Below are 19,935 nucleotides of genomic sequence, written 5' to 3' on the forward strand. Positions count from 1 at the left end.
CAGCAACATCACCGATGTTGTGCGGTGGCTCTGCTCCACGCCGCGAAGCCGCGGCGCAACTGGGCTATCGGCGGCTCCACTGCTGGTTGGCCTGGCCGGTGCAGGTCCAGAGGATGAGCTTCGTGCCGTTGCTGGTGCCCTGGTTGCTGGGGTCCAGGCAGAGGCCGGACTGCACGCCGGTGATGGTGCCGTTCGCGTTGACGTTCCACTGCTGGTTCGTGCCGCCGTGGCAGTCGTAGATGGTGACCTGGGTGCCTGGGGAGGTTCCGTAGCCGGCGGCGTCGAGGCACTTGTTGCCGTACACGGTCAGTGCCTTGCCCGTGGTGTAGGTCCACCGCTGGTTCGTGCCGCCGTGGCAGTCCCACAGACTTACCTGGGTGCCGTTGGTGGTGGAGTTCCCGGGGACGTCGACGCACCTGCCGGACAGGGCGCCCACGATGGTGGTGGTGGTCTGTCCGCCGCCGCTGCCCGGGTTGCCGATGCTTCCGGGCACCGACTGCAGAGCGCTGTACCAGCGGGCGGCCATCTTGTCGTAGCCGCCGGCGGTGGGGTGGACGCCGTCGATCAGGTCGGCGGTGGTGAGGGCGCTGTGCATGTCGACCAGGTGCACCCGCTTGCCGGCGTTGACCTTGCTCTGGACGATGCCGGGGATCGCCGCGTTGAAGGTGCGGTTGGCCGCCTCCTGGCCGCTGTTGGAGAGCGGGATGAGCTGCGCCACGAACACCTCGGCGGTGGGCGCGGTGGTCGTGATCTTGTCGATCAGGGTGGAGAGCCGGTTCGGCGCGGTGCTCACGTTGTAGTTCTGCAGGATGTCGTTGGTGCCGATGTGCAGCAGGACGGTCTGCGGCCGCTGGGTGTTCAGCCAGCCGACGATGTTGGCGTCGATCTGGTCGATCCGCCAGCCGGGGTGCCCCTGGTGGTCGTGGTCGCCCAGGCTGGCCGGCCCGTTGAACTGCGACCCGACGAAGTCCACCGTGTACCGGCCGCTGGCGAGGCGCTGCCAGAGCCCGATGCGGTAGCCGCCCGGCACCTGGGTGCCCTCGGTGATGGAGTCGCCGAGCGGCATCACCCGCACCCCGCCGTTGGACTCCGCCTGGGCGGCACCCGCGGGTGTCACCACTCCGGCGACCACGACACCGAGCGCGGCGAGTGTCGCGAGCCATCGTGCCCTCGTTCGCATAGCTTCTCCCCTGGTTGGTCGAGCTGGCCGAGGGCATGGGCCGGCCGGACCGAGCAGCCGTCCGCCGCCGGGCGTCATCCGGCGTACCGACTGTCACTAGGGCGTGGCGTTACTGCCTCAGCACTGGGACGAGTGTGAGCGATAACAGCGATGATTGTAGATTCCTTGGGTGGATCTGGTCCAGCTCCAACGGCCTTGTGTTAGGGCTGCGGTCGGCGGGTCAACCCGTGCTGGACAAACGGGGCTCCCTGGTGAATCAGGGTGATGAGAGGTTCGCGCCGATCTTGCGGTTGTGGTTGTCGACATGAGATGGAATGCCCCTTGTGTCGGGACAGGAAGTGCAAGATCGCGGGGCGAGACGACGCTGGTTGACGAACAGCCGTTCCGCCTAACGCAACGGCGTTGGGTCCAGCTCTACGTCGGGGCGGCCTACCATGCCCCCAGGTGGCCGAGGGTTAGGTTACGAAGATGGAGCAGCGGATCAGCCTCGTCACCCTCGGAGTCACGGACGTAGCGCGCGCGAAGGCGTTCTACGAGCACCTCGGCTGGCAGGGCCAGGAGGTCGAGGAGACCGTCTTCTTCCAGGCCGGCGGTCTGGCCGTGGTCCTCTGGGACCGCGACAAGCTGGCCGCCGACGCTGGCATCGACAACCCCTGCACCGGCGCGCTGACCCTGGCCCAGAACGTCCGTTCCCGGGCGGAGGTCGACGAGCTGATGGCCACGGCGGCAGCCGCCGGTGCCACGGTGACCAAGCCGGCGCGGGAGACGTTCTACGGCGGCTACGCCGGCTATTACGCCGACCCGGACGGTCACCTGTGGGAGATCGCCTGGAATCCCGGCTTCACCCTCGCGGCGGATGGCACCCTGACCGTCCCCGACTTCGGCACCACCGACTGAGTCGGGAGCGATTCAGGGCGCCGGCGACGGGCAGAGGAGCTGGTCCAGCAGCGGAAGCTGCAACGGGTCCAGGCAGACCGTCAGCAGTGCCGGGTCAGGCGGAGGCGTCCCGGTCGGGGTCGGCGCGGCCGACGGCGTCGGCAGGGCTGGCATGGCCGGGGCGGTGGTGGGCGCCGGACCAGGGGTCGGCACCAAACTGACGGCCGGGGCCGGGGGCGGGACGACCAGGGGAACCGGGGCCGCCACCGGGGCGACCAGGGGAACCGGGGCCGCCACCGGGACCACCGCCGGGCGGGCCACCAGCACCACCTTCCGGGCAGGCCGCGGGGCAGGAGGCCGGGTCAGCGTCGCACGGCTGACCGATCCGGCCCTGGTCTTCGGCCCGACCGGCGCGACCGGCCCGACGGGGAGGACCGGGACCAAGACCGCCTCAGCCACAGCCGCAGGCCCGGCCTGCTCCGACCCCAGGGCGCGAGAGGCGAGAGCGCCAGGTCCCATCGCAGTGGGGCCGAGCGTCGCGAGCACCACCGTCGCGACGGCGGCGGCACCGAGCGCCCGGCGGTCGGGGCGTACCGCCGTCAGCGGCGCCTCGTCCGGCCCGACCGGAGGCATCGGTACGGGCCGAGCGCGCTGATGAGCGGCCTGCAGCGCGTCTACCTGCGCGGTGACGGCAGCACGATCGTCGGCTGCCGCGAGGGTGAGGTAGAAGCGGAAGTTCACCACCGTGTTAGCGGGCACGAGCAGCCCGAGGAGTCGACTGTGGTCGGGCAGCAGAGTGACCGGGACGTCGGGGTGGTGGGCGGTGCCGACCAGGTCGGCGTACCGCCACTCGCGCCGACGCTCGCTCCCGGCGAACGCCACCCGGTGGCTGGTCACGACGGCCAGGCCCGTGTCGACGACCCGCAGGCCCACCGGCAGTGCTTCATCCGATGTGGGAGCGAAGTCGCACGGGCCCGGGGTGGGCAGCCCGGGGAGGTGTCGCGCCTCGGCTTCGACAAGCTTGGCGCCGGGCACGATGCGGAAGACGAGTTCGTCGGCGTCGAGGTCCACCGGTAGTCCGGTGCGTGGCTGCGTACACCCGAGGAAGCTGGCGGCTTCGACGCGGAGCCGGGCCAAATGGTCGTTGCGGCGTTGCCAGGCGTCGGTGGCGTCGCGGTACGCGCGCTGCCGCCGCTGGTTCTCGCGCTCGGCCCAGGCGATCCGCCAGGGTGAGCACTCCACAGAGGTCACGGTCACACGCGGTACAACCGCTCACGTATGTGACAGGGAACGCGACCGTGATCGATGCATCCCGTTGCGCCCGAAAGGAGAGAATTGCAGGATCACGCCCGACAGCGGCGGAGCCGGGCCAAGATCGGACCGGCTCCGCCCCCCTGTCACGACCTGCGTAGCGAGCTGAAGAACTGCCTCATCTCGGCAGCCAACAGGTCTGGCTCCTCCAACGGCATGAAGTGCCCACCCCGGCCGGGTTCGCTCCAGTGCCGGATGTCGGTGCAGGCCCGCTCGGTGATCTCCCGGGGAAAGTTGGCCTGCGAGGGCTCGGTGCTGACCGTGAACGCCGCGGGCACGTCGATCATGGGTCGCGGGGTGTTGTGGGCGAAGTCGGCGTACTGCCGGAACGAGGAGCCGATCGTGCCGGTCGCCCAGTACAGCGTGATGATCGTGAGCAGGGTGTCCCGGTCGATGCTGTTCGCCAGGTCCCCGCGGTTGTCGCTCCAGTCCCGGTACTTGTCGACGAGCCAGGCGGCCAGCCCGGCCGGCGAGTCGGCGAGCGCTGCCGCGAGGGTGTCCGGGCGGGTGCCCATGATGGCGCTGTAGCCGCCGTCGGTCTCGTCGTACGCGGCCTCGGCGTCCAGGTACGTCTGCTCGGCCGCTGACAGCGGTCGCGCGTCGAAGCTGGCCGGGAACGGTGGATGGATCAGGTGGATGCCGGCCACCTGCTCCGGGTACAGGGCACCGAGCCAGCCGGTGACCACTCCCCCGACGTCGCCGCCGAAGGCGCCGTAACGCTCGTAGCCGAGCACGTCGGTCATCAGTTCGTGCAGCGTCCGAGCCAACAGAGCCCGGGTCACCGGCTCGTCCGGGACCTCTGAGAAGCCGAAGCCCGGCAGCGAGGGCACCACCACGTCGAACGCGCCCCCGGGCCGGGCCGGGTCGGTCAGGCGGTCGACCAGCGGCAGCATCTCGACGAAGCTGCTGGGCCACCCGTGGCTGAGGAGCAACGGCGTGGGCGTACCCGCCGGACGGGCCGCGCGGACGTGCAGGAAGTGCAGCTTCCGGCCCCCGACGAGGGCCAGGTGCTGCGGGTACGCGTTCAGCTCGGCTTCGCGCGCTCGCCAGTCGAACCCGTCGTGCCAGTAGGACACCAGGTCCCGCAGGTAGTCGGGGTCGACGCCGCCCTGCCACGGATGGTGGCCGCTGCGGTCGGTGAAGCGGGTACGGGCCAGTCGGGCCCGCAGGTCGTCGAGGACCGCATCGGATACGTCGATGCGGAAGGGAGAGACAGACATGGGTCCTCCGATAAAGGAGGGCGCTCCCCGACGCGAGAGGTCAGCTGAGGGGGACGGCCGAGAAGAGCGCCCAGGAATGACGATGGGTGTTCACCGGGCTCACCTCCTTCTCGTGGCTGACGAAGATCACCCTACCCACCCCGGGGTCGAGCGTGAACGCGGTGCCGCTGGTCAGCCGGCGCGGCGCGGGTGGTTCATCGGCCCGGACAGCGGGCCCCTGGTGGGGAACCTCGACGGGGCACGCGGTGGGTACGCCTCGCAGTGTTCGGCCCACTGTTCGGCGGCGGTGGTGAGGGCGTCCGCGGAGACGGTGAGGATCAGCGGGTAGATCGCGCTGGACGGGCGACGCATCCACGGTGGCAGCGACTCGGCGGAGAACTCCACGATCAGCTCCAGCCGGCGACGGCGGAGCACCCGCGTGCGCAGGGCCAGGTTGGGTTCGGTGAAGCGGACCATGGCTGGTGGGGCGCTCAACCCGAGGGCCGCGGTGGCCTGTCCGTGCAGCCAGCCGCCGAGCGCTCGGGCTTCCTCGACCATGAGGCTCGGGTAGTGGTGCGACCAGGTCTGCCCGTCGGCGGTGCGGGCGTCCACCTCGATGAGCAGCCAGTCGTGCCAGCCGGGCGCGGCCCGGTCCGGGTCGTCGGGCGGGTCGATGCCAGGCTGGTAGCCGACGGGGCGTATCCGCACCCGCGCGCCATCGTCAGACCGGATCTCCACTCGATCATTGTGGCCGACCGAAGCAGACTTTAACTCCCAAATGGGTCACTTCGTGATCGTTCGCCGCACCCCGCCGTGCTCCCCGCAGGCCTTCGGCCCGCCGCCGGCCAGGCTGACCGAACCGTCACGGCACTGCACGAGGTAGCCCCGACCGGCCCAGAACTGCGGCACGCACGTGAACCAGTCGCACACCTCGGTGGCGGGCCGACGGATCCGGGTGCCACCGCAGAAGTCGTACCCAAGTGGGTTTTCCGGTGCTCCGCAGCGCGGAGCCTGGGTCTTGCTGGGTGCCGGGCGGGGCGACTTCGTCGGTTTCGGCGTGGGGATGCGGCGCGCGAGCGCCGGGGTCGCCGGGCGGGTCGACGTGTGTGACGCGCTGGGGGTGGCGGCGACGGCGACCTCCGAGCCGCCGGTCGGGTCGGACGGGTCAGACTCGACAAGCGCCGCCGGCACCAACAACGCGATGGCCGCGGCCACCGCGACGGTCCGTCGACCACCGGGAACGAACGACGACAACCGGGCCTGCCCCGGCGTGTTCACCGCCGGCCGGAACGGCTTGAGCTGGGCGTGCTCGGCGATCAGCTCGTCGAGCTGGTCGAGCACCGCGGCGCGCTGTTCGATCGCGTCGGCGAAGGCCAGGGTCAGCTTGAACCGGAAGTCCGGCGCCGCGTCGGTGGGCAGCAACAACCCGGAGGTGTGCCGCCGGTCCAGCACCTGGATCAGGGTGACCGGCGACGCCGGGTCGTGGGCCAGACCGGTCATCCGGCCGTACGCCCAGTCGCGCCGGCCACGTCCGCCGAGCAGCACCAACCGCCGACTCGTGAGCACGGCCATGCCGGCGTCGGTGACGCGTACGCCGTCGGGGCGGCGCGGGCGCAGCGGCCCGGACGGCGGGGCGACCGTGAGGTCCGGAGCGGGCAGCACAGTGGTGTGCCGTACCTCGACCAACTGCGCGGCGGGCAGCACCCAGAGCACCACCTCGTCGGTGGCCAACTCCAGGGGCAGGCCGGCACCGGCCGCGGCGGAGCCGTGGAAGTCGGCGGCGAGGGCGCGCAGCCGCCGTAACTCGTCGTCGCGTCGCCGCCACGCCGTCTCGGCGCCGCGGTACGTGCTGACCCGCCGCACGTTCTGCCGGTGCGCCCACCGGTACCGCCACGTAGAACCCGTCGAATCAGTCTTTGCCACGCCGACTCCTTCGCCGCGCAGGCCACCAATCTGGGGTGTCACACGGGTTAACAGGTGCGGCACGGCCGCCGGACACGCCACAACGGGCGAAATGGCCGATCGGCGGAGCAACTAACACGATTGGGCGATACTGGTGCCGACGTTTCATCTTTCCCGAGGGGGTGCCGGTCGTGCCGTCAGCCACCTTGCCCGGCGTGGTGATCGGCGTCGACATCGGCACCACCAGCACGAAGGCCAACGCGTACGACACGACCGGGCGGCAACTCGCCAGCCACCTGGCCGACTACCCGATGAACAACCCGCAACCCGGGTACGCCGAGCAGGACCCGCAACTCATCCTCGATGCCGTCCTCAAGTCCCTCAGCATGGTCGTGGCCGAGCTGGCCGTGCCGGTGTCCGGGCTGGCCTTCTGCTCCGCCATGCACAGCCTGATCGGGTTGAACGCGGCCGGCGACCCGCTCACCCCGTCGTTGACCTGGGCCGACTCCCGGTCGAGCCGGCAGGCCGAGCGTCTGCGGGCGGTGCCGTCCGGGCTGGCCCTGCACCGGCGCACCGGCACACCGATGCATCCGATGTCACCGCTGCCCAAGCTGCTCTGGTTCGCCGAGCAGGAGCCGAAGCTCTTCGAGAGCGTCACGCACTGGGTGGGGATCAAGGACTGGGTGCTGCTGCGGATCTGCGACACGCTGGTCACCGACCACTCGATCGCCTCGGCCACCGGCCTGCTGGACATCCACCGGCTGGAGTGGGACAGCGAGGCGTTGGCCATCGCCGGCATCACCGCGGAGCAGCTACCCCGACTGGTCGCCACCACCGCCGTGTTGCCCGGCCTCACCCCGCAGGCCGCCGCCATCACCGAGTTGCCGCAACGCACCCCGGTGGTGGTCGGCGCCGGTGACGGACCGCTGGCGAACCTGGGCCTCGGCGCGGTGCACCCCGGCATGGTGGCCTGCTCCATCGGCACCAGCGGCGCGATGCGCGTGATGGTGGAGCGACCCGGCGTGGACCCGCTCGGTGGGGTGTTCTGCTACGCGCTGACCGAGCACCGCTGGGCGGTCGGCGGTGCGATCAACAACGGCGGCATCGTCCTCAAGTGGGCGGGTGCGGCACTCGCCCCGGACCTCGGCGACCACTCCGAGGAGGATCTGGTCGCCCTCGCGGCCCGCGCGCCGGTCGGCTCGGGCGGGCTCATCATGCTTCCGTACCTGCACAGCGAGCGGGCACCGCACTGGAGCGCGCTGCCGCGCGGCGCGTACGTGGGGCTGACCCACGCCCACCGCCGCGAGCACCTGATCAGGGCCGCCATGGAGGGGGTCTGCCAGCAGCTCGCGCTGGTGCTCAGCTCGGTCCGCGCGGCTGGCAACGAGGTCCACGAGATCCGGGCCAGCGGCGGCTTCGCCCGCAGCGGCCTGTGGCGGCAGATGCTCGCCGACGTGCTCGGCCTGCCGGTGAGCTTCCCGGCCGGGCACGAGGGGTCGAGCTTCGGCGCGGCGCTGCTCGGCATGCAGGCGCTCGGGCTGATCCCCAGCATCGACGTGGCGGCCGAACTCGTGCGGATCGAGGAGACGGTCCGCCCCGACCCGGCCGCCGCCGCCACCTACGCGGCGCTGCTGCCGCTCTTCGCCGAGCTGTACGACGCGCTGGTGCCCGCCTTCACCTCGTTGCGCCGGCTGGCACCCGGCCTGCCCACCGGCCCCGAAGCGCCGATGTGAACAACGCCGGCGCGCTCTGTGGTCAGGGTGCCTCGACGCCGGAGATCAGGTAGCGGTGCACGTCGACGTCGAGGATGGCCGTGGTCTGCACGTCACTCGGCCCGGAGCCGCGGAACGCCGCCAACTGCTCCGGGGACTCCCAGCGTTCGTAGACGTGGATCCGGCCCGGCTCCACGGGGTCGGCCGCGAGCAGAAAGTCGAGGCAGCCGGCGGCGGCGCGCGCCTGCGCGATGACGTCGGAGCAGTCGGACAGGTAGGCGTCGCGCGCTGCCGGTTCGACCTGGAGACTGCCGGCAATGATCAACATGAACTCTCCCCGGGTTGGAGTGCTGCTGATGCGCGAGATACCACAGGGTCATAGTTATACCTCTGAGGTAGGTCGCGTCCGAGGACATCGCCGCCCGGACGGGTGACACCCCTCCCGCCGGCCTCACCCGCCCCCCGCGCTTCATATCGTGCAAACGTGAGAAAAAGCGACAAGAGGCGCTCATCTTCGCTGCTGCGGATCCCGGCCCGCGTACCCCTGAAAGGGCTGGCGGCGACGGTCGCGCTCGCCGTGGTCGCGACGACCGGGCCGGCCACCGCCGACGGCCCGGGCCACGGGCCCGGCGCGGCGCCGACCCACCAGACCGAGCCGGGGTACGCGGCTGAGCCCGGCGACGGCCAGGGCCACGAGCCCGGCCTGGAGCCGACTCCGGAGCGGGCGCCGACCAGCGAGGTGTCCTGGTTGTCGTTCCCCGGTGGGGTGTTCGCGGTGGACTCGCTCGGGCACACCGTGCGCTACCGCGCCTGCGACGGCGACACCGGCCGGGTCGCCGACCCGGCGATGCGGGTCGCCGCCGGGGTGGCCAGCGGTGCGGTCGTCGTCGGGGGCACCGGCTACCGCTACCGGGTGCCGTTGGTCGGCCGGAGCGCGGGCACGCTTGAGCTGATCCGCCGGCACCGCCCGCCGATCGAGCTGACCGGAGTGGTGGTCACCAGCCCGCAGCCGCCCACCGACCCCGTCGCGGGAGCCCAACTGTTCCCGCTCAGCGGGCAGCTCGCCCGCGTGGTCGCCGACGCCAGCCTCAACCCGGCCGGGGTCACCGTCCGCGACCTCTCCGGCCGGTACGGCGACCAGCAGATCGCCGTCAACGGCGCGCTCCGCCCCAAGGCGGCCAGCGTGATCAAACTGTGGATCCTGGTCGAGTTGCTGCGCCGGGTCGACTGTGGACAGGTCTCCCTCGACGACGGCGTACTGGTCACCCCGGCGGACGTGGTCGGCGGCACCGGCCAGCTCCAGTTCGAGACGTTCCCGCAGGTGGTCACCCTGCGCCGGCTCGCCCAATACCTGATCAAGTACAGCGACAACGTCGCAGCGAACGTGCTGATCACCTACCTGGGCGGGTTCGCCCCGGTCAACGCGCTGATCGACTCGATGAACCAGCGATCCACCATCCTGGCCCGCCGGATGCTCGACAGCGCGGCCGCGCAACGCGGCGAGGAGAACTACACCAGCCCGGACGACGTGGTCTCCCTGCTCGGCGCGGTCTGGGACGGCGAGATCCTCACCCCCGCCTCCCGCGACCTGATGATCGGCTTCATGCGGGAGCAGACGCTGAACACCAAGATCCCGGCGGCGTTGCCACCCGGGGTGCCGGTGGCCCACAAGACCGGTGACCTGCCGGACGCCTCCCACGACGTCGGCTACTACCTGATCCCCGGCACCGAGACCGCCGTCGCGTTCCTCACCGCCGGACCCATGGCCACCGGCGACGAGACGGTCCGGCGGATGGCCCGCACCGTCTACGACTTCCTGGTGACCCCCACCGCCACCAACGGGTCGGTCGAGGAGTGAGCCGACGTCAGGCGCCGGGAATGTTCGCCGGCGGGTCCTCGCCGACCAGGTCGGCCGCCGGCGGCTCCGCCGACACCGACAGCCCGAAGTCCGAGTACGTCAGGTCGAGTTGGGCGGTCTGCGACTGCTCGCTGGCCAACTCGATGCGGTAACGGACCAGCCGGCCCTGCTCGTCGACGGAAGCGGTGAACGGCACCGCCCCGGCCCGGTCACCGAGCACGCCGCCGACCCCCTCGCCCAGCAGCGCGCCGCTCTCGCGCAGGTCCAGCGTGCCGGCGTACTCCCGCTCGCCGGTCTGCCGGGCGGCCGACGCCGTGGTCAGCGTGCCGGCCAGTCTGGTGTTGTCCAGGCCCTGCTTCGCCGCCGGGGCACCCGGTGCGCCCACGTGCCACCAGGTCTTGCCGTCCCAGACCGGGACACGGCGGTCCGGAGCGCTGATCCGTACGTAGACGTCCGGCCCGGTGGTGAGCCGTTCGATCTTCACCTCACCCGTGGGCACCTTGAGCGAGGTGGTCTCCAGACCACGCTTCGCCTTCGGGTCCCAGAGCACCACCGTGCCGTCCCCGCCCGCTGGTCCGCCGGTGCCCAGGCTCAACTTGTAGGTCTGCTCGTCGAGCTTCGCGGCGGCGGCCTCCAGCACCCCGACCGGGTCGGCCGGACCGGCTGACGCCGCCGGGCGACCCGCGTCCGGCTCGTCGCCGGCGACGACCAGGGCCCACGCCCCGGCACCGACCGCCACGACGAGCACGGCGACAGCGGCGATCAGCTTCGGCTTCTGCACGGTCATCTCCCCCGAGCGGCACGCCCCGGCCGGTCGCCGATCGACGCTCACCGCGGTGCGGTCCGGCCAGACTAGCCGGACCGCACCGACTCACGCGCGGCTGATTCACCCGTCCCGTCAGCGTGGTGCAACGTCCGGATCGTCACGCCAGCCAGCTTCGCCACCTGACCCACCGTGTACGCCATGGTTTCCCTCCCTTCCGGGAACCAGGCTCCCGCCTGCCGCTACGTGCGGGTCAAGCCCGATCCTGGCCAACCATGGCGGGGACGTCCGGCCGCCCGTACAGGTAGCCCTGACCGCGCGGGCAGCCGATCGCGGCGACCGCCTCGTGCTGACGTTCGGTCTCCACCCCCTCGGCGACCACCGCCAGGTCGAACGCGCCGGCCAGTCGGGTGACCATCTCCACCGTGGCGTACGCCCGCTCGTCCGACCCCAACCGGGCCACGAACGACCGGTCGATCTTCAGCTCGGTCGCCGGGATGCGGTGCAGGTAGCTCAGCGACGAGTAACCGGTGCCGAAGTCGTCGATGGCGATCTTGATGCCCAACTCCCGTAGCTGATGCAGCCGCTCCAGCACCGCTTCGGTGCCCTCGATCAGCGCCGACTCGGTCAGCTCCAGGGTCAACGCCCGCGGGGCCAGCCCGGCGGCGCTGGTGGCCGCGGTGACCGTGGCGATCAGGTCCGGCCGGCGCAGGTGTGCCGCGGCGATGTTCACCGCCACGGTCGCCTCCGGCACCCGCCCCCGCCAGGTCGCCGCGGCCCGGCACGCCTCGTGGATCACCCACCGGTCGATCGGCAGGATCAACCCGGTCTCCTCGGCCAACGGCAGGAACTTCGCCGGCGGCAGCATCCCCAGTTGGGGATGCCGCCAACGCACCAGCGCCTCGGCACTGCGTACCGCGCCGGTGGCCAGGTCGACGATGGGTTGGAACTCAAGGTGCAACTGATCCTCGTCGACCGCCCGGCGCAGGTCGGCGATCAACTCGGCACGGGAGACGGCCGACTCGCGCAGCGCCGGGGTGCACGTCCGGTACGCGGACTTCCCGGCCGCCTTGGCCGCGTACATGGCGATGTCGGCGTCGCGCAACAGGTCGCTGTGGGAGGCGTGCTGCGGGCCGTACTCGGCGATGCCGATGCTCGCCGACGGGTGCACCCCGACGTCCTCGTCGCCGTCGGAGGGCCGCAACGCGTCCAACAGTCGCTCGGCGAGCCGCTCCGGTGCGACCTGTCGATCGCCGTCGACGAGCACCGCGAACTCGTCCCCGCCGAGCCGGGCGATGGTGCCGTCACCGGCCACCGCGGCCCGCATCCGGGCCGCCAGACCGGTCAGCAGGGTGTCCCCTGTCGCGTGCCCGAAACGGTCATTTACCTGCTTGAACCCGTCCAGGTCGAGCAGCAGCACGGCCACCGGTCGGCCGTCCCGCAGGGCCAGGCGCAGCCGCCGGTTGAACAACAGCCGATTGGGCAGCCCGGTGAGCTGGTCGCCGTACGCGAGCCGGCGCAGCCGGGCCACCAGCCGCAGGTTCTCGTTGGCGGCCAACCCCTGCCGCACGGCGAGGGTCGCGAGCAGCAGCATCATGGTCACGAAGACCAGTTGCGGGGTCTGCCCGGTGGGCCGGCGGGCCAGCACCACCGCGACGATCGCCCCACCCACCGGCAGGTACGGCAACGCCACCCGCCACCACGGCGGCACTGGCGACTCGGCGGTCTCGTCGGTGCCGTCGCAGTCCGGCGGGGGCGGGTTCCGGGTGGCCAGGCCGATCAGCAGGTAGCTCAGCGGCCAGCACAGGTCGATCGGGTGGCCGGCCGAGTAGTCGACGCGGGCGACAAGCGACACGTAGCCGACGTCGGCGACGACCCGCAGGGTGAGGCTCGCCGCGAGCACGCTCATCGGCCGCCATATCGGCCGAGCCGGACCGGAGACCGCGACCAGGATGGTGAGCTGCATCAGGTCGAACATCGGGTAGAGCAGCCCGAGCGTGCGCGCCGGGTCGGCCAGGTCGGCGGCGGCGACCCCACGGAAGACCAACACCCAGCCGATCGGCACCAGGGCCAGCGCGACGATCACCCCGTCCAGCAACGTACGGGCCCGCCCGATCGCCGTCCGTGGTGCGGACGGCGAGTTGAGCAGCGCGGCCGTTCCGGTGAGGATGCCGGCGACGAACACCGCTCCGACCACCGGTGTGTGCGGCAGGTCGCCGCCGACGATCCGCTGCACCGTCCAGATCGCCCGGCCGAGCGCGGCGAGCGCCATGGTGACGGCGAGCAGCGTCCAGAACCGGCGCAGCGGTGCCGGGTGCCGACGGGCCCCGCCGGCGCAGGCGACGGTGGCCCACCCGGCGACCAGCAGCGCGCCCAGGTCACTGACGAGCGCGGCATCCGGCAGGGCGGCGAGCAGCCAGACCGCCTCCACGGCCAGCACCGTGCCGGCGGCGAGCAGGCCACCACGGCCCGTCCGGGACGTCGTGAACGCCGGCCGGTCGGCGGGATCGGGACGCGTGGACGGTGCCGACGCGGTGGACACCGCGACGGCCTGACTCGCGTCCTGCGGTGACACGACGAACGCTCCGGCTCTCTCTCGTGGTGCACCCTCGACGCTGATGGACCGGTCCCGGCAAACCCCGAAAGCCTAGCCAGCGCCCGGATGACCCGCCAGAGCCGAACGGCAGGCCCACTGTTGACGAAAGGTGCGGGCCACCCGTCGCCGGGTGGCCCGCACCGTCACTACGGATCGCTGGTCAGCGCCTCACCATCGGCGGGTGCTGTCCGGCCACGAGTCGAACGGCACCGCGGAGAGCAGCGGATCCCAGCCGGTGCTCGAGTTGCCGGCGGGGACGAAGGCCGTGAGGTCGGTGCCGCTGCCGTTGTACGGGCTGGCGTCCCGGAAGCGTTCCAGTCGACCGGCCGCGTGCGACGGATGTGGTCAACGGCCGGCGGAGCGGTTCCACGGTGAGCGGGGCAACCTGGTGCCAGCCAGGGGACGGCGGGCACGCCGGGGCTTCCGCCGGCCGGGGGTGCAGGGCGCCCGTGGGACGGTGTGCAGCGGAGGGCCGGAGGACACCGGCGGTCGACGGATCAGCCAGTGGAGGAAGCGGGACATCTGCGGCTCAGCCGACCGGGAGGTGCTCGGCGTCGGACCTGGAGATCTCGTACTGCGCCCCGCAGAACGTGCACTGCTGCGCGTACCGGGTACGGATCGGGATGAGGGGTATGAAGAAGAGGGTGAATTTCGTCGATCGGCGGGTGATCACCTGCGCGGCCTGGTTGCCGCAGTGTCGGCAGACCTGCTGCACGACACCGGATCGGTCGACCTTGGTACGCAGACCAAAGATGAAGAACATCGAACGCCAGTACCCACTCCACCGGGAAAAGTCACCGGCCCGGGTCCAGCGAATCGGGACAGCCACCTCGCCGGCCGGCTCAAGATCGTGCTCGATCCAGGAAACAGTGCCCTCGGAGCGCGAGTGAGGCCACCACATCCTTGATCGAGCACGATCATGGCGAGACCGTCAGTTGGCGGGTTCCAGGCCGGGGACCTCGGCGGGGAGCCAGATCGGCTGCCAGTCCGGCACCTCGTGGAAGCGACGCAGCTCGAACAACCCGGCAACCGACCCACTCCAGGCCGCGTACGGGGGGTTGGCCTCGTCGAAGCCGCTCTGCACGAAGGTCAGCGTGGTCCGGCCACCAGACTCGGCCAGCTCCCAGCTCATGACGCCGACCGGTCCCCAGTCGACGGACATCCGTCGCCCGGGCTCCAGGTCGACGATCTTGGCCGCGTAGCCGGACTCGAAGCCGCCCATGGCGTACCGGCCACCGACCCAGGGCTCGATGCCGATCGGATAGCCGAACCAGGCGCTGGCCTGCTCGGAGTCGGTGAGCGACTCCCACACCTTGTCGGCGGGGGCGGCGATGACCAGCTCACCGCGCAGGTCGGCGGAGGTGAAGTCGGTGCGGGGCAGCAGCGGCTGGCCCTCCAGGTGGGCGGCGAGGTTGGCGATGCCCAGCGCCCAGTACGTCTGGAGCACGCCCCGGATGCTGGAGCCGTTCATCGCCTCGGCGAAGTCGAAGTGGCTCTGGGTCAGCGTCAGCACGGTGCTGTCCGCGCCCTCGGCGGTGAGCTGGAACTCGGTGCTGGTCTCCACCCCGTCGAGCAGCCAGCCGAAGCGCAGCGTGTCGTCGTCGGCGTGCAGCAGCCGCTGGTGCGGGGCGTCACCCTCGGGCGTGTAGCGGCCCCAGAACTCGTACCGCTGGGGCAGCTCGACCTCGGCGTGCTCGGCCAGCCAGAGACGCAGCTCGGTCGGGTCGGTCAGTGCCTTCCGGACGCGCCCGACGGGCGCGGAGAGACGGGCCTGCACCTTCAACGGTTCACTCATGGTCTTTCCCTTTCGGATAGCAGGCGACGGCCAGCTTGAAGGCATCTCCTTCACTGCCGCCATAACGGGTGAACAGGTCCTGAAGTGCGGTTTGCAGGTCGTGCAGGAACTGTGGGCGAAGCTCTGCCGGCACCCGGATCTCGCCGGAGACCCCGACCGAGGGCAGTTCGGGTGCCGTCCGGTCCAGGGCCGCGACGTCGGCCTGGACCTCTTCCATCAGGTCGAGCAGGTAGCCCAGGCTCAGCTCGTCACGGGCCCGGCGTAGCCCGATCCGGCCGACGAGCCGCGGGGACAGCCAGTACGACCGGGCTGCCGCCTGGTAGATGCCCTCGGTGATGCCGCGGACCTTGCGCTCGTTGACCAGCTCGACGAGGCCGGCCGCGACGAGCTGTTTGACGTGGTAGTAGACGCGCTGTGGCGTCTGGTCGAGCCGGGCGGCGACCTCGGTGCAGGTGCGCGGCTCGGCCAGTTGCCGCAGCACCTCGACGCGCTGCGGCTTGAGCAGGACTTCGGCCTGCTCGATCTGCTCCAGGTACAGGACGTCTCTCATGGCAAAATCAGTTTGTACGTACAAAACTTGTTTGTCAATCGGTTCGCGAGAAGCCGCGCCGACTTTCTCGACGCGGCTTCAGGCAGCGGTCAGCAGGTGATCAGGGCAACCAGTCCGGTCGCAGCGGGTAGCCGCTCACACCGTCCGGGCCGTTGTGGGTGGCCAACACCTGGTGCAGCTGGATGCCGTTTCGCTCGAACGCCATCCGCGACCCGGCCATGTACAACCCCCACACCCGGGCGGTGCCCGCGCCCACCTCCGAGACGCAGTAGTCCCAGTGCTCCACGAGGTTGCGACACCAGGCGGCCAGCGTCAGCGCGTAGTGCTGGCGCAGATTCTCCTCGTGGTGCACCTCCAGCCCGGCGTCGTGGATCTCACTGATCAGCCGGCCCGGGCCGGCCAACTCCCCGTCCGGGAAGACGTACCGGTCGATGAACGCGCCGGAGCGGTGCGGCGCCCGATTGTCCGCGCGGGTGATGCAGTGGTTGAGCAGCCGACCCCCCGCGCGCAGCCGGTGCCGCAGCGCCCCGAAATAGGTCGGGTAGTTGCGCACCCCGATGTGCTCGGTCAAGCCGATCGAGGAGATGGCGTCGAACTGCTCCACCGGCGCGTCCCGGTAGTCCATGTGCCGCACCTCGGCCAGCCCGGTCAGCCCCTCCCGCTCGATCGCCGCCTGCGCCCATTCGGCCTGCGCCTTCGACAGGGTCACCCCGAGCGCCTTCACGCCGTACTCGCGGGCGGCGTGCCGGACCATGCCGCCCCAGCCGCAGCCCACATCCAGCAGCCGCATCCCCTTCTTGAGGGCCAGCTTGCCGGCGACCAGGTCGTACTTCGCGGCCTGGGCCTGCTCCAACGTGTCGTCCGGAGACCGGAAAACCGCGCAGGTGTACGTCATCGACGGGCCGAGCACCTTCTCGTAGAAGGCGTTCGAGACGTCGTAGTGGTGCGAGATCGCCGTGCTGTCGCGGACCCTCGAGTGCCGCAGCCCGTTCATCACCCGCTTCCACCGCGGCTGAGCCTCCTGCGGAGGTGCCGGCGGCGGCATCAGCCGCTCCCAGCCCAGCCCACGGACCAGCGCCAGCCCCTCGGCCAGCGACGGTGGGCGCAACCGCAACTCCTCCTTGAGCACCCGCAACGCCTCGTACGGGTCGCCCGGGTGCACCCCCTGCAACGCCAGGTCGCCACTGACGTAGGCCCGGGCCATGCCCAGGTCGCCCGGGGCGGTGAGCAGGTACGAAAGCCCCCGCTCGGAACGGATCGCCAGGGTGATGCCGGCGTCGGACGGGCCGACGGCGCTGCCGTCGTACCCGGTGATCCGCACCGGCAACGGCCCCGTGGTGACCGCGCGGACGACATCCGCCACGGTCGGACCCGTGTGCCGGCCCCCCGCCGGCGGAGTGGCGGGGACGCTCGCCGCCCCCTGGTCTCGGTCGGTCAGGCTCATGCTCGTGCTACCGCCTTTTCGTACAGTCCCGTCAGCCGGTGGTCCGGGTCGTAGCGGTCTTTCACCGCGCGCCACGTGTCGCCGCCGTACAGGCGATCGAAGGCGTCCCGGTCGTAGTACGCGTCGGAGTAGAGCGACTTGTGCCCGCCCGACTCCGACACCCTGCGTTCGATCGTGCGGTTGACGTCGCCGTCGGCGGCGCCCGGCGCGATCGGCACGCTCCCCCAGAACCCAATGTTGACGTAGTCCTGCCCCGGCCGGAGGGGATACAGCGGCCAAGACCGCGCCGAACCGGCACCCGCCGGCTCGCGCAGACGCAACGGACACAACCACACCGGGTTCATCCCCACCTCGCTGGCGAACCAGCGAAGGAAGTCGGCCGTCTGGTCCAGCGGGATCTCCACGTCCTGCACGACCCGCTCCCGGGCCGGCTGCCCCCGCAGCCGGTCGATCCGGGCCGCCACCTGATGCCGGTGTTCCAGGCGGACCAGCCGGTGGTAGAAGTCGCTGCGGCGGTAACGCGCCGGCCAGAGCCTGCGCACGACCGGGTGCTGCGCGCCGAACGCCGCCGAGCACCAGAACCAGTCGGTGTCCCAGCGCCAGAGATAGTCGTACGCGGTGAGCACGTCCCGGGTGCGCTGGCGCAGCGACCGGTAGTAGATCCCCTGACCGGTGTAGTCGCTGGGCGGGTCGGCCGTGTCGGTGAACGTGGCGAACACCAGGTACGCCTCGCCGGGGCTGAACATCACCCCGTCCATCGCGTCGACCGGCACGCCGGCCCAGGACCGGGTGGCGCTGACCTCGGCGATGGCGTCGGTGAGCGCCTCCAGTCGGGTGAACCGGACGTTGCGCAACGCCACGTACCGGCCGACCGGTTGCAGCTCGATGCGTAACCGGGTGGCGTAACCGAGGCTGCCCAGCGAGTTGGGGAACGCGGTGAACAGGTCGGCGTGGTCACCGTCGGGGCGGGCGGTCACGATCTCGCCCGAGCCGGTGAGGATGTCCAGCTCCCGCACCGACTCGTGGGGCAGGCCGTTGCGGAACGAGGTCGACTCGATCCCGAGGCCGGTGACCGCGCCACCCAGGGTGATGGTGCGCAGCTGCGGCACCACCAGGGGCATCAGCCCGTGCGGCAGCGTCGCGTCGACCAGGTCCTCGTAGGTGCACATGCCCTGCACGTCGGCGGTGCGCCCGGACGGATCGACCGACAGCACGCCGTTCAGGCCACTCACGTCGAGCCCCGGAGTCCGGGGAGCGGACCGGGGGCGGAACAGGTTGGAGGTGCGTTTGGCCAGCCGGACAGGCTCGCCCGTGGGCACCGCGGCGTACGACCGTCGCAGCGTGTCCACCGCTTGATCATGGTCATTGGGGTGATCCACACGCTCAGCGCGCATGTGATCACCTTACGCTCGTACTCGGGAAACCGTGGGATGTCGGCGGCGGGAGTTTCCCGTCCGGCGACAGGCGCGGCGGTTACCGTGACGGGCATGCCATCGCCCGCGATCACCGCCCTGGACGCCGCCGGACTGACGTATCGGCTGGTCAGCCATGGTGCGGTCGACAGCCTCGCGGAGGCCGCCGCAGTTCGGGGTGTGGCCGTCCCCGACGTGGTCAAGACGATCGTGGTCCGCCAGAGTGGAAATCATCACCTCTTCGTGCTCACCCCCGGCGACCGGGTGATCTCCTGGCCCAAGCTGCGCACCCTGCTCGGCGTGCACCGACTCTCCATGCCGGACGCGGCGGGCGCCCTGGCCGCCACCGGCTACGAGCGCGGCACCATCACCCCGTTCGGCGCGAGCACGGCCTGGCCGGTGATCGCCGACGAGCGACTGCGCGGCCGGGAGATCACCCTGGGTGCCGGTGAACGCGGCCTCGCCGTCGCGGTCGACGCCGACGCCGCGATTGCCGCCCTCGACGCCACCGTGGCCGACGTGACCGACCCGCAACCCACCCGCTGAGCGGCAGCACCAACCACCCCGCGCGCACCGGCTGGCTCCGGCGCGACGTCGTGGGTGAGGATGGCGCGTATGTCCGCGCCCGAGGAACGCCCCGACCCCGCCGGCACCGTCTACGGCGGTCGACAGGCACCCCGCCCCGGCTTGCTGGCCGACCCGCTGCTGCGGGTGGCGCTGGCGGTCGGGGTCGTCGGCGTACTCCTGGGGGTGGTCTTCGCCACCGGACTGTTCGACGGCGACAACGAGCCGGCCGTACCGGCGGCGGTCGGCACGCCGTCCACCGCGACGGAGACCACCGGCCCGGCGGCCGAGCCGAGCGCCTCGGCCGAGCCGTCGCCGACCCCGTCGGCCACCACCGCGAGCGCGCCGACCACCGGACCCCGCGTGCTCAAGGCCATCTCGGGGCTCTGCCTGGGGCTCGACGGCGACGGCGAGAAAGCCGAGGCCGAGTTGGCCGTGTGCACCGGCACCCCGGAGCAGCAGTGGGTGGTCAACCCGATCACCGCGGACGCGGTGACGTTGACCAACGCCGCGCACGGGCAGTGCCTCGACGTCGAGGGTGGCAGCGGCGACGACGGCGCACGGTTGCAGCAGTTCCCCTGCCACGGTGAGGCCAACCAGCAGTGGCGGCTGAGCCCCACCGGAAGCGGCCCGGTGCTGCTGGTCGCGGTGCACAGCGGCAAGTGTGGGCAGGCCGACGACGACGGCGACGAGGCCGACGACGAGGTTCGGCAGCGACCCTGCGACGGGCGGCCGGCCCAGCAGTGGACCCTGGGCTGACCGTCCGACCCGGG

Annotated in this window: 18 protein-coding genes; 5 read left to right on the top strand and 13 right to left on the bottom strand. The window is 71.4% G+C overall.

Features of this window, described 5'->3' with window-relative positions:
- Nucleotides 1–64: 64 nt before the first annotated feature.
- Entirely contained in the window at nt 65–1,180 is a 1,116-nt protein-coding gene (locus C7C45_RS15520) for a ricin-type beta-trefoil lectin domain protein (RefSeq protein WP_110564379.1), read from the bottom strand.
- 468 nt (nt 1,181–1,648) lie between these two features.
- On the opposite strand from C7C45_RS15520, the gene C7C45_RS15525 reads away from it, so the two are divergent.
- Nucleotides 1,649–2,077 (top strand): VOC family protein, encoded by a 429-nt coding sequence (locus C7C45_RS15525; protein ID WP_110564380.1) that lies wholly within the window; start codon nt 1,649–1,651, stop codon nt 2,075–2,077.
- 12 nt (nt 2,078–2,089) lie between these two features.
- Here the strand turns inward: C7C45_RS15525 and C7C45_RS15530 are convergent, their stop codons facing one another.
- The 4 genes from C7C45_RS15530 to C7C45_RS15545 form a co-directional block, all read right to left on the bottom strand.
- The gene (locus tag C7C45_RS15530; protein WP_146247325.1) at nt 2,090–3,307 is read right to left on the bottom strand and encodes a hypothetical protein; all 1,218 of its coding nucleotides are present in this window, start codon (nt 3,305–3,307) and stop codon (nt 2,090–2,092) included.
- 146 nt (nt 3,308–3,453) lie between these two features.
- Nucleotides 3,454–4,587 carry an epoxide hydrolase family protein gene (locus C7C45_RS15535; RefSeq protein ID WP_110564382.1) on the bottom strand — a complete coding sequence of 378 codons (1,134 nt, stop codon included), beginning with the start codon at nt 4,585–4,587 and terminating at the stop codon, nt 3,454–3,456.
- 171 nt (nt 4,588–4,758) lie between these two features.
- Nucleotides 4,759–5,304: a WapI family immunity protein gene (locus tag C7C45_RS15540; RefSeq protein ID WP_110564383.1), complete on the bottom strand. Its 546-nt coding sequence runs from the start codon at nt 5,302–5,304 to the stop codon at nt 4,759–4,761.
- A gap of 45 nt (nt 5,305–5,349) precedes the next feature.
- The gene (locus tag C7C45_RS15545; RefSeq protein WP_110564384.1) at nt 5,350–6,489 is read right to left on the bottom strand and encodes a hypothetical protein; all 1,140 of its coding nucleotides are present in this window, start codon (nt 6,487–6,489) and stop codon (nt 5,350–5,352) included.
- Between the two features lie 170 nt (nt 6,490–6,659).
- Between C7C45_RS15545 and C7C45_RS15550 the strand changes: the two genes are divergently transcribed.
- Nucleotides 6,660–8,201, top strand: a complete 1,542-nt coding sequence (locus tag C7C45_RS15550; protein ID WP_110564448.1) for a gluconokinase — start codon at nt 6,660–6,662, stop codon at nt 8,199–8,201.
- Nucleotides 8,202–8,223: 22 nt separating this feature from the next.
- Here the strand turns inward: C7C45_RS15550 and C7C45_RS15555 are convergent, their stop codons facing one another.
- Nucleotides 8,224–8,508 carry a putative quinol monooxygenase gene (locus C7C45_RS15555; protein WP_110564385.1) on the bottom strand — a complete coding sequence of 95 codons (285 nt, stop codon included), beginning with the start codon at nt 8,506–8,508 and terminating at the stop codon, nt 8,224–8,226.
- Between the two features lie 156 nt (nt 8,509–8,664).
- On the opposite strand from C7C45_RS15555, the gene C7C45_RS15560 reads away from it, so the two are divergent.
- A complete protein-coding gene (locus tag C7C45_RS15560) occupies nt 8,665–10,038 on the top strand; it encodes a serine hydrolase (protein WP_146247326.1) in 1,374 nt (457 codons plus the stop codon).
- Between the two features lie 7 nt (nt 10,039–10,045).
- Here C7C45_RS15560 and C7C45_RS15565 read toward each other — a convergent pair whose 3' ends face one another.
- The 7 genes from C7C45_RS15565 to C7C45_RS15595 form a co-directional block, all read right to left on the bottom strand.
- Entirely contained in the window at nt 10,046–10,819 is a 774-nt protein-coding gene (locus tag C7C45_RS15565) for a hypothetical protein (RefSeq protein WP_146247327.1), read from the bottom strand.
- A gap of 235 nt (nt 10,820–11,054) precedes the next feature.
- Nucleotides 11,055–13,376 (bottom strand): putative bifunctional diguanylate cyclase/phosphodiesterase, encoded by a 2,322-nt coding sequence (locus tag C7C45_RS15570; protein WP_244200398.1) that lies wholly within the window; start codon nt 13,374–13,376, stop codon nt 11,055–11,057.
- 550 nt (nt 13,377–13,926) lie between these two features.
- Entirely contained in the window at nt 13,927–14,160 is a 234-nt protein-coding gene (locus C7C45_RS15575; RefSeq protein WP_110564388.1) for a zinc-ribbon domain-containing protein, read from the bottom strand.
- Between the two features lie 168 nt (nt 14,161–14,328).
- The gene (locus C7C45_RS15580) at nt 14,329–15,192 is read right to left on the bottom strand and encodes an SRPBCC family protein (protein ID WP_110564389.1); all 864 of its coding nucleotides are present in this window, start codon (nt 15,190–15,192) and stop codon (nt 14,329–14,331) included.
- Nucleotides 15,185–15,742 carry a winged helix-turn-helix domain-containing protein gene (locus C7C45_RS15585; protein ID WP_110564390.1) on the bottom strand — a complete coding sequence of 186 codons (558 nt, stop codon included), beginning with the start codon at nt 15,740–15,742 and terminating at the stop codon, nt 15,185–15,187. Before C7C45_RS15585 ends, C7C45_RS15580 begins: the two co-directional genes overlap by 8 nt.
- 100 nt (nt 15,743–15,842) lie before the next feature.
- Nucleotides 15,843–17,186 (bottom strand): class I SAM-dependent methyltransferase, encoded by a 1,344-nt coding sequence (locus C7C45_RS15590; protein ID WP_110564391.1) that lies wholly within the window; start codon nt 17,184–17,186, stop codon nt 15,843–15,845.
- Complete coding sequence (locus C7C45_RS15595) at nt 17,183–18,580, bottom strand: FAD-binding oxidoreductase (RefSeq protein WP_110564392.1); 1,398 nt, start codon at nt 18,578–18,580, stop codon at nt 17,183–17,185. Before C7C45_RS15595 ends, C7C45_RS15590 begins: the two co-directional genes overlap by 4 nt.
- Before the next feature lie 93 nt (nt 18,581–18,673).
- On the opposite strand from C7C45_RS15595, the gene C7C45_RS15600 reads away from it, so the two are divergent.
- Together C7C45_RS15600 and C7C45_RS15605 are read left to right on the top strand one after the other, a co-directional pair.
- The gene (locus C7C45_RS15600; protein WP_208641179.1) at nt 18,674–19,144 is read left to right on the top strand and encodes an aminoacyl-tRNA deacylase; all 471 of its coding nucleotides are present in this window, start codon (nt 18,674–18,676) and stop codon (nt 19,142–19,144) included.
- Nucleotides 19,145–19,213: 69 nt separating this feature from the next.
- Nucleotides 19,214–19,921, top strand: coding sequence for an RICIN domain-containing protein (locus tag C7C45_RS15605; RefSeq protein WP_110564394.1), 708 nt, complete (start codon nt 19,214–19,216; stop codon nt 19,919–19,921).
- Nucleotides 19,922–19,935 lie beyond the last annotated feature (14 nt).

It is taken from the genome of Micromonospora arborensis (assembly GCF_003205615.1).
GTDB classification, from domain to species: domain Bacteria; phylum Actinomycetota; class Actinomycetes; order Mycobacteriales; family Micromonosporaceae; genus Micromonospora; species Micromonospora arborensis.